The 12,791-nt window shown below is 42.6% G+C and carries 13 protein-coding genes and 1 other annotated feature; all 13 genes read right to left on the reverse strand.

All coding sequences use genetic code 11. The features are described from left to right. Window positions 1-268: 268 nt before the first annotated feature. The 13 genes from ACP8HG_RS10575 to ftsZ all read right to left on the reverse strand — a co-directional run bounded on the left by ACP8HG_RS10575 (window position 269) and on the right by ftsZ (window position 12,786). Window positions 269-1,195 carry an RluA family pseudouridine synthase gene (locus ACP8HG_RS10575; protein ID WP_067211434.1) on the reverse strand — a complete coding sequence of 309 codons (927 nt, stop codon included), beginning with the start codon at window positions 1,193-1,195 and terminating at the stop codon, window positions 269-271. Then, window positions 1,195-1,671 carry a signal peptidase II gene (gene lspA / locus ACP8HG_RS10580; protein ID WP_067211436.1) on the reverse strand — a complete coding sequence of 159 codons (477 nt, stop codon included), beginning with the start codon at window positions 1,669-1,671 and terminating at the stop codon, window positions 1,195-1,197. The genes ACP8HG_RS10575 and lspA overlap by 1 nt, the downstream gene beginning before the upstream one ends. A gap of 368 nt (window positions 1,672-2,039) precedes the next feature. Then, window positions 2,040-4,802 carry an isoleucine--tRNA ligase gene (gene ileS, locus ACP8HG_RS10585; RefSeq protein ID WP_438298601.1) on the reverse strand — a complete coding sequence of 921 codons (2,763 nt, stop codon included), beginning with the start codon at window positions 4,800-4,802 and terminating at the stop codon, window positions 2,040-2,042. Between the two features lie 129 nt (window positions 4,803-4,931). Then, window positions 4,932-5,149, reverse strand: a binding site (T-box leader). 52 nt (window positions 5,150-5,201) lie between these two features. Continuing rightward, on the reverse strand, window positions 5,202-5,711 hold the full coding sequence (locus ACP8HG_RS10590; RefSeq protein ID WP_067211441.1) for a DivIVA domain-containing protein: 510 nt from the start codon (window positions 5,709-5,711) through the stop codon (window positions 5,202-5,204). 90 nt (window positions 5,712-5,801) lie between these two features. Continuing rightward, window positions 5,802-6,578: an RNA-binding protein gene (locus ACP8HG_RS10595; RefSeq protein ID WP_438298602.1), complete on the reverse strand. Its 777-nt coding sequence runs from the start codon at window positions 6,576-6,578 to the stop codon at window positions 5,802-5,804. 54 nt (window positions 6,579-6,632) lie between these two features. Continuing rightward, window positions 6,633-6,908: a YggT family protein gene (locus ACP8HG_RS10600; RefSeq protein ID WP_067211446.1), complete on the reverse strand. Its 276-nt coding sequence runs from the start codon at window positions 6,906-6,908 to the stop codon at window positions 6,633-6,635. 25 nt (window positions 6,909-6,933) lie between these two features. Continuing rightward, window positions 6,934-7,383: a cell division protein SepF gene (locus tag ACP8HG_RS10605; RefSeq protein WP_067211448.1), complete on the reverse strand. Its 450-nt coding sequence runs from the start codon at window positions 7,381-7,383 to the stop codon at window positions 6,934-6,936. Next, complete coding sequence (locus ACP8HG_RS10610) at window positions 7,380-8,072, reverse strand: YggS family pyridoxal phosphate-dependent enzyme (RefSeq protein WP_438298603.1); 693 nt, start codon at window positions 8,070-8,072, stop codon at window positions 7,380-7,382. Before ACP8HG_RS10610 ends, ACP8HG_RS10605 begins: the two co-directional genes overlap by 4 nt. 69 nt (window positions 8,073-8,141) lie before the next feature. Continuing rightward, entirely contained in the window at window positions 8,142-8,387 is a 246-nt protein-coding gene (locus tag ACP8HG_RS10615; RefSeq protein WP_067211451.1) for a PRC-barrel domain-containing protein, read from the reverse strand. Between the two features lie 82 nt (window positions 8,388-8,469). Next, window positions 8,470-9,249, reverse strand: coding sequence for an RNA polymerase sporulation sigma factor SigG (gene sigG / locus ACP8HG_RS10620; protein ID WP_067211453.1), 780 nt, complete (start codon window positions 9,247-9,249; stop codon window positions 8,470-8,472). A gap of 94 nt (window positions 9,250-9,343) precedes the next feature. Then, window positions 9,344-10,054, reverse strand: coding sequence for an RNA polymerase sporulation sigma factor SigE (gene sigE, locus ACP8HG_RS10625; protein ID WP_082786644.1), 711 nt, complete (start codon window positions 10,052-10,054; stop codon window positions 9,344-9,346). Continuing rightward, entirely contained in the window at window positions 10,044-10,898 is an 855-nt protein-coding gene (locus ACP8HG_RS10630; RefSeq protein WP_342538786.1) for a sigma-E processing peptidase SpoIIGA, read from the reverse strand. The genes sigE and ACP8HG_RS10630 overlap by 11 nt, the downstream gene beginning before the upstream one ends. Window positions 10,899-11,607: 709 nt before the next feature. Further along, window positions 11,608-12,786, reverse strand: coding sequence for a cell division protein FtsZ (gene ftsZ, locus ACP8HG_RS10635; RefSeq protein ID WP_067211458.1), 1,179 nt, complete (start codon window positions 12,784-12,786; stop codon window positions 11,608-11,610). Window positions 12,787-12,791 lie beyond the last annotated feature (5 nt).

Below are 12,791 nucleotides of genomic sequence, written 5' to 3' on the forward strand. Positions count from 1 at the left end.
CCTGTAGGCCCGCGACAGGCATAAGACGGATCGGCGAAGCGGCGTTCTTTGCCGTGTAGCTGGTCTGACTTATGACCCGAGAGTCTGGCGCCTGTTGCTAGACATAAAAAACCCTCCCGGCCTAGGATGGCGGGAGGGTATACGTGCAGAAATAAATGTACATAGAAACTGCGCGCAGCAGTTTGACTGTACTTCCGTGCAACCTTCCCAGCCTCTCTGGACTGATGTTAAAGGTATCGCTATTCAATTGCTTCGTTCAGTATACAATTTACTCTTCTGTTTTGTCAACGCTTTTCCTAACTTCATCAACCAAGTCTTTAAAGTCTTCAGGTAGAGGACTGTTGAATTCCAAGTACTCACCTGTTACGGGATGATCAAAACCGAGCGTACCTGCATGCAATACTTGTCCATTAAATTGAAGTGTTTTTTTCGGTCCATATTTCGGATCTCCAACAAGTGGATAACCAATATATTTCATATGCACCCGAATTTGATGCGTTCTGCCTGTTTCTAATCTGCATTCGACAAGCGTATAATCCCCGAACCGTTCGATTACTTTGAAGTGCGTTACCGCATGCCTTCCTTTATCAACGATAGCCATATTTTGTCGTTCCCGTTGATCACGGCCGATTGGCGCGTCAATTGTTCCATTATCATGTGGTATATGGCCATGGACAAGTGCAGTATAAACACGCGTTACTGACCTGTTCACAAGCTGGTCTACTAACGATACATGTGCCTTATCATTTTTCGCGACCATCAAAAGCCCTGACGTATCTTTATCAATACGATGGACAATCCCTGGGCGCACCACTCCGTTAATACCTGAAAGGTCCGTGCAGTGGTGCATAAGACCATTTACGACCGTTCCTGATGGATGACCTGGCGCAGGATGAACAACCATGCCACGCGCTTTATTGACAACGAGTACGTCCTTATCTTCATAGACGATATCGAGATTTAATTCCTCAGCAACCATGTCAAGCACTTCCAGTTCAGGTTCTTCCACCGTCACTATATCTCCCAGTCTTACTTTATAATTAGGTTTCACTTGAATTCCGCTTACTAGAACAAGGCTGTCTTTCAGCCATGATTGAATTTGCGTACGTGACCATTCAGGATTGACTGCAGACAAAGCTTTGTCTATTCGGCTTCCTTTGTGTTCTTCAGTTATTTCAATTTCTATTTTTTCCATTACGACACCTTTTTCTTGTTCTTTTTTTCATCCATAATAATATGAATGATGATCATAATCACACCGACCGTTAACGCTGCATCTGCAACATTAAAGATTGGAAAATCGTAGTTGATAACCGGGATTGTGACATCGACAAAATCGACAACTTCCTTGCGCCACAGACGATCGATAAAATTACCAATCGCACCACCAAGAAGAAACATTAAACTGAATCCAAAGAGCGGTTGCCCTTTCGCTTCTTTATGGAAGAAATAAATAATACCAATTGCAACGGCAACTGTGACAATATAAAATAACCACATTTGTCCTTCAAGCATACCCCAAGCGGCTCCCTTGTTGCGATGAGAAAGAAGCCCTAAATAAGGATCTGCAATGCTAATTTTTTCGCCGAGCTCCATGTTTTTAACGACTAGCCATTTCGTAAACTGATCCAAAATAATGACGAATGCCGCTAATCCGTAATAAATGAACAATCCAAATACCCCCGTCCGACAGATTACGTTCCATTTTACCACATCGACACCTATATGAGCGCGTTTCAACGCTAAATGAGTAATATAAGAAAAGCGCAAGGCGCCGTTTAGCCCCGACAAGCGCTGGAAGTCTTGATGATAAAGGCGTACTATGCCTTTTCAGCAAGAATGAAGCGAAAGGAAGGCAGTCTAAAGTCGCGACTTCCTGTCGCAAAGACTGCATGACCCCCTTCGTGGGGGCCCAGGGGCTGGCGTCTGGAGTCTAGACACCGATCCATGTAAAAAAACTTATGCTTTCTTACCTTTTAAAAAACCGCTGCAACCAGTCTTATATAAAGACAGCAGCAGCGGCTTACAGTTTGATGATTTTACGAATAATGCACTTTTACAACTTCTGCACAACGTGTACATAGAGTAGGGTGTGTTTCGTCTGAGCCGATTGTTTCAGAAATCGTCCAGCAACGCTCACATTTTTCGCCATCTGCATTTTCAACAAGAACACTTACAGCATCCAGTTTCAAAGTACCTTCCGGCATGTTAGCGATATCTCCTTCAGCAAACTTCGATACGATAAAGAATTGTGCGAAGTCAATATCATCCGCTGCGAATACATCTGCCAGTTTTTCAGGGACAGCAACCGTTACTTTCGCTTCAAGCGATTTCCCGATAATTTTACTATTACGCGCTTCTTCCAGTGCCTTCAAAACATCGTCACGAACAAGCATCAATGTTGCGAAACGCTCACGCAATGCCTGTGCTTCTTGTCCAAGATCTTGTGCTTCTGGCATATCTGTCAGCTGAATACTTTCTTCGGTCTTGTGCTCGATAAATGCCCACATTTCATCTGTCGTATGCGGCACAATAGGTGTTAACAATTTCAACAGCGCAATCAGCGTTTCATACATCACTGTTTGCATCGCACGACGATGTGGATGATCTGCACCTTCGATGTAGACAACGTCTTTGGCGATATCTAGGTAGAACGAGCTCAATTCACCTGTACAGAAGTTATTCACTGCATGATAAACACCAGCGAATTCGTAGTTTTCATAAGCTTCACGCACTTCTTTGATCAAATCCTGTAGTCTCACATAGACAAATTTGTCTACTGTACGCAGATTTTCAAATGCCACAGCATCTGTAGCCGGATTGAAATCTGATGTATTGCCGTGTAGGAAACGCAGTGTGTTACGAATTTTTCTATATACTTCAGAAACTTGCTTGAAGTTAGAATCAGAAACCCGTACATCCGCTGTGTAATCAACAGATGATACCCACAGGCGAAGAATGTCTGCACCAAGCTGGTTCATTACTTTTGCGGGAATGATTACGTTCCCGATTGATTTACTCATTTTACGTCCTTCTCCGTCAAGAGTGAAACCATGGCTTAGCAAGCCTTTATATGGTGCATGGCCATTGATGGCAACACTTGTCGTGAGTGATGAGTTAAACCATCCACGGTATTGGTCAGATCCTTCAAGATACAGGTCCGCCGGGTAAACGAGATCATCCCGTTCTACTAGCACACCTTGGTGTGTTGAGCCTGAATCGAACCAAACGTCCATGATGTCCGTCTCTTTTGTAAACTCTCCGTTCGGACTGCCTTCGTGGGTGAAACCTTCTGGCAGTAAATCTTTTGCTTCTCGTTCGAACCAGACATTCGATCCGTTTTCACGGAACAATTCCGAAACGTTGGCAATTGTTTCATCTGTAATGATTGGTTCACCGTTTTCAGCGTAAAACACTGGAATTGGAACACCCCATACACGTTGACGTGAAATACACCAGTCACCACGGTCGCGAACCATGTTATACAATCTTGTTTCGCCCCATGAAGGTGTGAATTTCGTCTTTTTGATAGCATCAAGTAATTCCGTACGGAACGACTCAATTGAAGCGAACCATTGTGCAGTCGCGCGGTAAATAACCGGTTTTTTCGTGCGCCAATCATGTGGATACGAGTGGGTGATGAATGATAATTTCTTAAGCGCGCCCACTTTGTCGAGTGCCTCTGTAACTGCTTTATTTGCATCTTCATAAAACAGACCTTCGAAGCCTGGCGCTTCATCAGTCATAACACCGCGATCATCGATAGGAGAAAGAGCATCAATACCATATGATTTAGACACGTAGAAGTCATCTTCCCCGTGGCCTGGAGCTGTATGGACACATCCAGTACCCGCTTCGGCTGTAACATGATCACCGAGCATAACAAGCGAATCGCGGTCATACAATGGGTGCTTCGCAACAACACGGTCGAGTTCAGAACCTTTCAGTTCACGCTCAACAACATGGTCTTCCCAGCCAAGTTCTTCTGCGACAAACGTAAGTAAATCTTTAGCGATAAGGAATTTCTCTTCTCCCGCTTTAACAATAACGTATTCAAATTCCGGATGGACAGAAATCCCAAGGTTTGCAGGAATCGTCCATGGAGTTGTCGTCCAGATTAAGAAGTTAACATCTTCATCAATTACGCCAAGTCCATCTTTCACAGGGAAACTAACATAGATAGATGGTGATTTCTTATCCTGGTACTCGATTTCCGCCTCAGCAAGTGCAGATTCACTTGATGGTGACCAATAAACTGGTTTCAATCCTTTATAGATATATCCTTTTTTAGCCATTTCACCAAACACTTGAATTTGACGCGCCTCAAAAGCTGGTTTTAGCGTGATATATGGATTATCCCAATCGCCACGTACACCAATCCGTTTGAACTGGCTACGCTGATTGTCAATCTGGCCAAGCGCATATTCCTCACACATTTTACGGAATTCTGCTACTGACATTTCTTTTCTTTTTACGCCTTTGTTCACTAATGCCTGTTCAATCGGCAGTCCATGTGTATCCCAGCCTGGAACGTATGGCGCGTGGAAACCTGTCATTGATTTGTGGCGGACAATCATATCTTTCAATACTTTGTTCATGGCGTGACCCATATGAAGATCACCATTCGCATATGGAGGACCATCGTGTAATACGAAGAACGGGCGACCCGCAGTTCGTTCCTGTACTTTTTTATAAATGTCCATCTCTGCCCATTTTTCTTGCAGTAATGGCTCTTTGTTAGGTAAGTTACCTCTCATCGGGAATTCTGTTTTCGGCATAAGTAATGTATCTTTGTACTCCATGTTTTTTCCTCCTTTAAAATAGAAAAGCGCAAAAGGATCGCAGCCTTCGCCACGTCCTGTGGCTAAGACCCCATACCTACATCCTGTAGACACAAGGCACAGGCAAAAATAAAAAAATCCCCACCCCTAAAAAGGGACGAAGAATTATTCTCGCGTTACCACCCTACTTGTAGCAAACGAATTTGCTACCACTCAGACACCATAACGGGGTGTTTCCGGGATCACGTAAATTATTCCGCAATCCAGCTCGAGAGTGATTTTCATTTCCAATCCGTTGACCGGGCTTCCACCGCCCCCGGCTCGCTATTCTCAGATTTGGAAGGTACTTTCTCTTTCAACGCCTGTTCTAAATATATGCCTATAAGTATATGTGTGAATTAAGACTAAAGTCAAGTTTCCTTATGAATCCAGGTCGGCTGCCATTTCTAAACGTTCCGCATCGATTTCGTACTCAAGTAAAACGTCCCAATCATCTGACTGAATCAGATCAAGTTGCGCTTCAATGAGCATTTTGAAACGTGTACGGAAAACCTTCGACTGTTTCTTAAGATCTTCAATTTCCACAGAAATTCTACGCGCGCGAGAAAGTGCCTCATTGACAATTCGATCCGCATTTTTTTCTGCTTCCTTGACAATCAATTTCGATTCCTTCATAGAGTTGCGACGAACGTCTTCCGCAGCTTCCTGAGCGATAAGAATCGATTTTTGTAGCGTTTGCTCGATTGAGTTAAAATGGGAGACCTGTTCTTCTGATTGTTTCAAATTGCTTTTCAATGTTTTGTTTTCTTCAAGTATATTTTCAAAATCTTTCATGATTTGTTCCAAAAACTCATTTACTTCATCTTCATCATATCCACGAAACTTATTGGCAAATTCTTTATTATGTATATCAAGTGGTGATAAAGCCATTTAAAGCATCTCCCCTTTAACTTATTCATTCTCTATTATACATGTTAAGGCATCAGATAACAGTTCTTTTTCAAACTATTATCTGACAAGTCATTCTAATTTCCCAACAATGAGACGAATCTTATCTTTACGCGTTCTTCCTTCAATTGCGATCACTTTAAAACGGCCAGAACCTCTAATTGATATCATATCTGACTCTTGAAGTTCGAATGCAGGCTGATCCCTAACAGCCCAATTCACTTTCACTTTTTCCCCGTGCACAAGCGTCGCCGCTTTTTGACGTGGAATAGTGACTAATGCCGCAGTGACTACATCGAGTCGTAATGAACTAACGATATGCATTTCTTCTGTCCATGTATCTGTCGTGACAATCCAGTCTTCGGGACGATTACTTTCTTCAACTGTCACTTTCGCTTTCCCAATCGATAAAAAATTAGCCGTCATATAATCCTTTAACTCATCTGCGACCGCAAACTGGACTTGATCATCAACCACTCGGATGTCCCCAAATTTCGAACGGTCGATGCCTAATGACATCATCGAGCCCAGGATGTCCTTGTGATCAAGTTTCAAAAACTTAGAAGCATACTTCACATCAAAAATAGCTATTCGATAATCGACTGGTTCTGGTACATAATAATCTGGATAGATAAGAACTCTTCGTCTTTCCGCTTCCAGAAAAGCTCCGTACAATCCGACCAATAGCATCGAACTGCCCGCAAGAGATTCTACAATGCGCTGCTGCCTAGGATCCAAGAATCCTGTTAGTTTTGGTGAATAGGTATCTTCCACTTCACGTATCCAGCCAATCGCCATTTCGATGAAAGGCTGTTCATCTTTTCTGAAATGCTGCAGTATAGTTTCCATTTCTCCGGCTCCTTATAGAAAAATCCTCACATAAGTGAGGACGACGTGATCATTTTATAACAACATCAAAAATATTGCTGTAACGCCATCAGAGATAAACCTCAACGCAAATATACCAACGATTGGTGAAATGTCAATCATTCCAAGAGGTGGAATGAATTTTCTGAAAAACCCTAAATAAGGTTCGGTAATCTTTCCAAGTATTATACCAAACTTAGTCTCACGAGAAGCAGGTATCCATGACATTAGTATATAGATAATAAGAAGTATTGAGTAAATCGATATTGCTCCTGTTATTCCTTTATAAATTAACCCTAAAATATTTTCCATTCTGTTGGTACACCTCATTCAATTTCTATCGTTCAAAATAATCGGAGATTGCACCAGCAACTTCCACATTCTCCGGCACGCAAAGGAAAATATCAGTGCCAATTCGCTGGATGTCTCCTCCAAGCGCATAAACAGTACCGCTTAGGAAATCGACAATTCGAATTCCTTGATCACGCTCAATTCGCTGTAAATTCACAACAACTGCACGCTTATTTTTCAAGTGCTCAGAAATGTCTTGCGCCTCAGCATAGACACGGGGCTCAATAAGAATAACTTTGGAAGACTTCTGGACACTTTGCAAGCTGACAACCGTTGCTGACTGTTGTGGTTCGCCTGCTACTTGCTTCCTCATTGGTGCTCTGCTGCGTGGCTGCTCCTGCGCAGGACGCTGTTCTTCCCGGCGTGGCTGTTCTTGTACTTCTTTTTCTTCGTCGTCTAGGTAAAACCATTTCTCAAACTTGTTTTTAATGCTCATACGTCTCCCTCGCTTTCTGCTCCGACAAGTGCAGTCCCGATTCTTACATGAGTTGCACCTTCTTCAATAGCGATAATGAAATCATTTGACATTCCCATGGACAATTGAGTACAAGGTGCATGTGGCAATTTTTTTGCCGAGATGCCGTCTCGAAGTTCCCTTAACGAGCGGAATACGGAACGAATCTCATCCATATTCTTTGTGAAAGGAGCCATTGTCATTAAACCTATAATTCGAATTTTATCATAAGCCGCCACATCTTCAATAAAGCTATCAAGTTCAGCTGGTGTTACACCTGATTTACTTGATTCACCGGAAACATTCACTTGAATGAAACAATCAACAACATGATTGGAACGCTTATGAATTTCCTTAACCAAACTCATTCGATCAACAGAATGTAAATAGTCAATTCGATTGATGATTTCTTTCACTTTTCTGCTTTGAACATTACCGATGAAATGCCAGATGGCACCACTTTGTATCGTTTCCTGTTTCCCTAGTAGGCCTTCAGGTCGATTTTCGCCAAGATGTCGGATGTTTTCTTCCAGCACCGCAGATGTTCTTGCTGTCGAAACTTCCTTCGTAACAGCAACGACCGTAATTTCAGATCTGTTTCGACCTACGCGGTCACAAGTTGCTTGTATATCTTGTTCGATTTTTTGTATTCGTTGCTGTAGATTTCCCATTATAATCACTACTTTTCCTCAATCTTTCACTTCATTGTACCAACCTAGGCTGAACATATCAATAATGAATCATTTTTCTGCATTCTTTTTGCCCACAAGCACAATATCTTTACCGATTGTTGTAATCTCTTTAAGATTGACCTTTTTCGTATCCTTGTCTTTTGTATCAAAAAAACTGTTCCGTTCTCCACCACCTACGTGCAAGGATTCAACTTTTCCAGTTACAGTGTCAATTGTTGCATCCTGGACGAATCCAAGGAACGTTCCCTTAGTAGCGTCGATAACTTCTTTTTTTTGTATTTCTGAAAACCTCATAAAATCCCTCCTTACAATGAATATATGCACATAGGCACGAGAAAAAACGCAATGCAGTTAGCACATTGCGTTACATTTATCATTATTGTTCCATCCCTTCCCGAATGGTTTGAACTGCACTCTTCTCCAATCGGGAAATCTGGGCTTGTGAAATGCCTAGTTCCTTAGCGATTTCGGTCTGCGTTTGTCCCAAATAAAAACGTTTTGAAAGAATTGATTGTTGTCTTTCATCCATACTAGATACAGTTTCTTTAACAGATACATACGTCAGCCACCGTTCTTCTGAAACCGTTTTGTCCTGTATTTGATCCATCATAAATACTGGATCACCGCCGTCACCGTTCATAGGCTCATGAAGGGACATTGGATCTTGAATTGCATCAAGGGCAAAGAGAATATCATCGGCGGGTATACCTGTTGCTTCAGACAAATCCGATATTCTCGGTTCTCTTTGATTATCATTAATGAACTGCTCTTTCGCTCTTATTGCCTTATAAGCGGTATCTCGAAGTGATCTTGATACTCGTATTGAATGATGATCACGTAGATGTCTTTTAATTTCTCCAATAATCATCGGGACTGCGTATGTTGAAAATCTGACATTATGTTTCAAATCGAAGTTGTCAATTGATTTAAGCAAGCCGATACATCCGACTTGAAATAAATCATCCGCTTGTTCCCCCCTGTATGCGAATCTTTGGACCAGACTTAGGACGAGACGCAAATTGCCAATGACGAGCTCTTCCCTTGCTGCATGATCTCCGCTCTGTAACCTGATAAACGTTGCTTTCATCACGTCGTTTGTGAGTAACGGCAATTCGGACGTATCGATTCCACAAATTTCAACTCTTGTACGCACCATTAGCTTTTCCTCCGCATTCTGTAGATGACTGTACAAGATAGTCTGTCCGCAGTCGTCCAGAATATGCGGAAATTCGCATCGCCAATTTCACCCATTATGCAATCGGATGATTCAAGCTTTCACGCAGTTCCGAGATGATTTTTTTTTCGAGCCGTGAAATATAGGATTGAGAAATCCCAAGCAGTTCTGCTACTTCTTTCTGTGTCATTTCCTCTTGTCCCGTCAAACCGAAACGGCATTCCATAATATAACGCTCTCGTTCATCGAGACTCGTAATTGCTTCAATCATATGCTGGCGCTCGATTTTTCTTTCGACATCATCAATGATAATATGCTCATCTGTGCCAAGAATATCCGATAATAGTAATTCATTACCGTCCGCATCTGAATTTAACGGTTCATCAAAAGAAATCTCAGATCGTGTTTTGTTTGTTTTTCGAAGATGCATCAGAATCTCATTTTCAATACAGCGGGATGCATATGTGGCTAACTTGATGTTTTTGTCGGTCTTAAAAGTTTCGATTGCCTTTATAAGTCCGATTGCACCTATACTGATAAGATCTTCAATATGTGTATTTGTGTTATCAAAACGACGTGCAATGTAAACAACAAGACGAAGGTTTTTTTCAATTAGTCTGTCACGCGCGTTCATATCGCCTTCCATAAATGCTTGGATTGTTATTGCTTCTTCTTCCCGGGTCAACGGCTTTGGAAGGGACTCATGACCTCCGATATAGTATGTGCCGCTTTTCCTTTTAAAAAAGCTAGTGATTATCGACATCCATTTTCTAAATTTATACAGCATAAGCAGTTCCCCTCTCCCCGTTTAATGACTCCATTGCGGATACATGCAAGATTGCTCCCGCACCGTCCGGATAACGACGATCATTCTTTGTCACTACAATATAACCAGGTTGCAGCACGTTCCCTTCTCCTAAAACCCATTGCTTGAATCGAAAACCAACTGCCCAAGACTGTCCTTGCACCGTTACTAACCGAATCAGCCTTATTTGTTTGTGATAGCCCTCAGGAAACTCCGACATTGAAGGTGTTCCTTGAGGATTCCAAGCAAGCAAAGGCTTCATCAAATCTTCCGGTATATGCTTTTCCAGCACCTTTAACGAAACAAAATGGACTGGAGAACCAGACAATGGCTCCGTGCAACCGTTACCCGAATCGACGAATACATCAACCTCTACTTCAGCACCCCAAATAGAGAGAACTGAAGAAGCACGAAGCTCGGAAACATGGCGTGCAGTTCTGACATCAAGCCATTTTTTCCTCATGAAATAAAGAGAAATGTATGCGACAACTGCATAGGCAAGAACTGTAAACGCTGAACTGGACATATGGATGCGATATTGAAAAGCCGTTAGTAAACCACCAGCAAATACCGCCCCTATCAAAACCATTGTCGCAGATTTTTTCCACAGCTCAAAAGCCTTTCCAAAAGCGCAAACAGTCATGCAAATAAAAGATAAAACCAAAACACTCACCGATGATGGAAAAATAACGACAGGCATCGCACCCGCAAAAGAGGCGAACAATAATCGTCCGCGGGCGGCTTGTACGTTTCCTACTTTGTTGGCGAATGAAAGAATTGCATAATTGAATAGCATATTCACTCCTACAATGAGTTCCCCATACATAAGCCGCCCTCCCTGACAACAACGATAGCACCTATGGAGTAAAATGTTTGTCGGAACTAGGGGCAGACAAAAAAAAGAAATCGACAGGATTCGATTTTAGATATCGAGCGTTTTAGTTAGTTGAATGAAGCAATATGATCGGTTGGTCGGGGTATATGATTGGTTGGCCCGTTATATGATTGGTTAGACATGCTTTTTGATTGGTTGGCACGTTATATGATCGGCTAGACATGCTTTTTGATCGGTTCGCTCGTAATATGATCGGGCAGCATGCTTTATGATTGCTTGGCTCGTTATATGATTGGTTAGCATTTTTTTTGATTGCTTGGCCTGTTATATGATCGGTCAACATGCTTTTTGATTGCTTGGCCTGTTATATGATCGGTCAATCATGCTTTTTGATTGGTTGGCCCGTTATATGATCGAGCAGACATGCTTTTTGATCGCTTGGCCTGTTATATGATCGGTCGGCCATACTTTTTGATTGCTTGACCTGTTATATGATCGGTCGGCCACGCTTTTTGATTGCTTGGCCCGTTATATGATCGGTCAGTCATGCTTTTTGATCACTTAGCCCGTTATATGATCGGGCAGCATGCCAACAATAATCAGACATCACCTAATCCACTTCATAGCTAACTAAACGTAAAAAAAGCTTTCCAGAAAGCGCGGTTGCACTTTTTGGAAAGCTTTTGGTCTTACATCATTATTAACGACGACGATTGCGTAAAAACGTCGGAATATCGAGCGTGTCATCTTGTTGATTACCTTGAGGTTGGCGTGTTGGTTCCGGTTGTTGGAACTGTGGCGCTTCCTCTCTGCTACGCTCACGTGTTGGTGGCTGTTGAGTTGGCGGTTGCTGCTCACGCGTTGGCGGTTGTGTACGACTTGCACCGAAGCCCGGGCTTCTTGCAGGACGAGATACGGTAAGCTGCTCTTCGCTGAAGCCTGTTGCAATGACTGTTACGATAATTTCATCCTTCAAGTTGTCATTGATGACAGAACCGAAAATCATATTCACATCTTCATCTGAAGCTGAAGCAACGATATCTGCAGCTTCCTGTACTTCGAATAGGCTCAAGTTTGAACCGCCTGTGATATTCATAAGTACACCTTTTGCACCGTCGATTGACGTTTCGAGTAGTGGGCTTGAAATGGCTTTTTTCGCCGCTTCAGCCGCACGATTTTCTCCCGTAGACATCCCGATTCCCATAAGAGCAGAGCCTTTATTGGACATGATTGTCTTAACGTCTGCAAAGTCTAAGTTGATAAGTCCAGGTACAGCGATCAAGTCGGAAATACCTTGAACCCCTTGACGTAGTACATTATCGGCTTCACGGAAAGCTTCGAGCATTGGCGTATTTTTATCTACAATTTCAAGCAATTTATCATTTGGTATGACGATTAGTGTATCCACAGATTCTTTCATAGATGTTATACCGCCGATTGCCTGTGTCTGGCGTTTTCGTCCTTCAAAAGTGAACGGCCTAGTAACAACACCAACAGTCAGAGCACCCAAATCTTTCGCAATTTGTGCGATGACTGGAGCAGCCCCAGTACCTGTTCCACCGCCCATACCTGCAGTAACGAACACCATATCAGATCCGCGCAATGCTTCTTCGATTTGTTCTCTGCTTTCTTCGGCAGCTTTTTTACCAACTTCCGGATTCGCACCTGCCCCAAGTCCGCGTGTCAATTTGCCACCAATTTGTAATTTCACTTCAGCAGTCGAAAGGTTTAATGCCTGTGCATCTGTATTAACTGCTATAAATTCCACGCCTTGCACACCATGTTCAATCATTCTATTTACAGCATTATTACCGCCACCGCCTACACCAATTACTTTGATGACTGCTAACGCGTCAACATTCGTATCGAATTCTAGCATCGTCT

Source organism: Sporosarcina sp. FA15 (genome assembly GCF_051550195.1).
GTDB lineage: Bacteria > Bacillota > Bacilli > Bacillales_A > Planococcaceae > Sporosarcina > Sporosarcina psychrophila.

Coding starts and splice junctions, on each gene's coding strand:
- ACP8HG_RS10575 (WP_067211434.1), bottom strand. CDS start 1,195: ATGGAAAAAATAGAAATTGAAATAACTGAAGAACACAAAGGAAGCCGA.
- ileS (WP_438298601.1), bottom strand. CDS start 4,802: ATGGAGTACAAAGATACATTACTTATGCCGAAAACAGAATTCCCGATG.
- ACP8HG_RS10590 (WP_067211441.1), bottom strand. CDS start 5,711: ATGGCTTTATCACCACTTGATATACATAATAAAGAATTTGCCAATAAG.
- ACP8HG_RS10595 (WP_438298602.1), bottom strand. CDS start 6,578: ATGGAAACTATACTGCAGCATTTCAGAAAAGATGAACAGCCTTTCATC.
- ACP8HG_RS10600 (WP_067211446.1), bottom strand. CDS start 6,908: ATGGAAAATATTTTAGGGTTAATTTATAAAGGAATAACAGGAGCAATA.
- ACP8HG_RS10605 (WP_067211448.1), bottom strand. CDS start 7,383: ATGAGCATTAAAAACAAGTTTGAGAAATGGTTTTACCTAGACGACGAA.
- ACP8HG_RS10610 (WP_438298603.1), bottom strand. CDS start 8,072: ATGGGAAATCTACAGCAACGAATACAAAAAATCGAACAAGATATACAA.
- ACP8HG_RS10615 (WP_067211451.1), bottom strand. CDS start 8,387: ATGAGGTTTTCAGAAATACAAAAAAAAGAAGTTATCGACGCTACTAAG.
- sigG (WP_067211453.1), bottom strand. CDS start 9,249: ATGGTGCGTACAAGAGTTGAAATTTGTGGAATCGATACGTCCGAATTG.
- sigE (WP_082786644.1), bottom strand. CDS start 10,054: ATGCTGTATAAATTTAGAAAATGGATGTCGATAATCACTAGCTTTTTT.
- ACP8HG_RS10630 (WP_342538786.1), bottom strand. CDS start 10,898: ATGTATGGGGAACTCATTGTAGGAGTGAATATGCTATTCAATTATGCA.
- ftsZ (WP_067211458.1), bottom strand. CDS start 12,786: ATGCTAGAATTCGATACGAATGTTGACGCGTTAGCAGTCATCAAAGTA.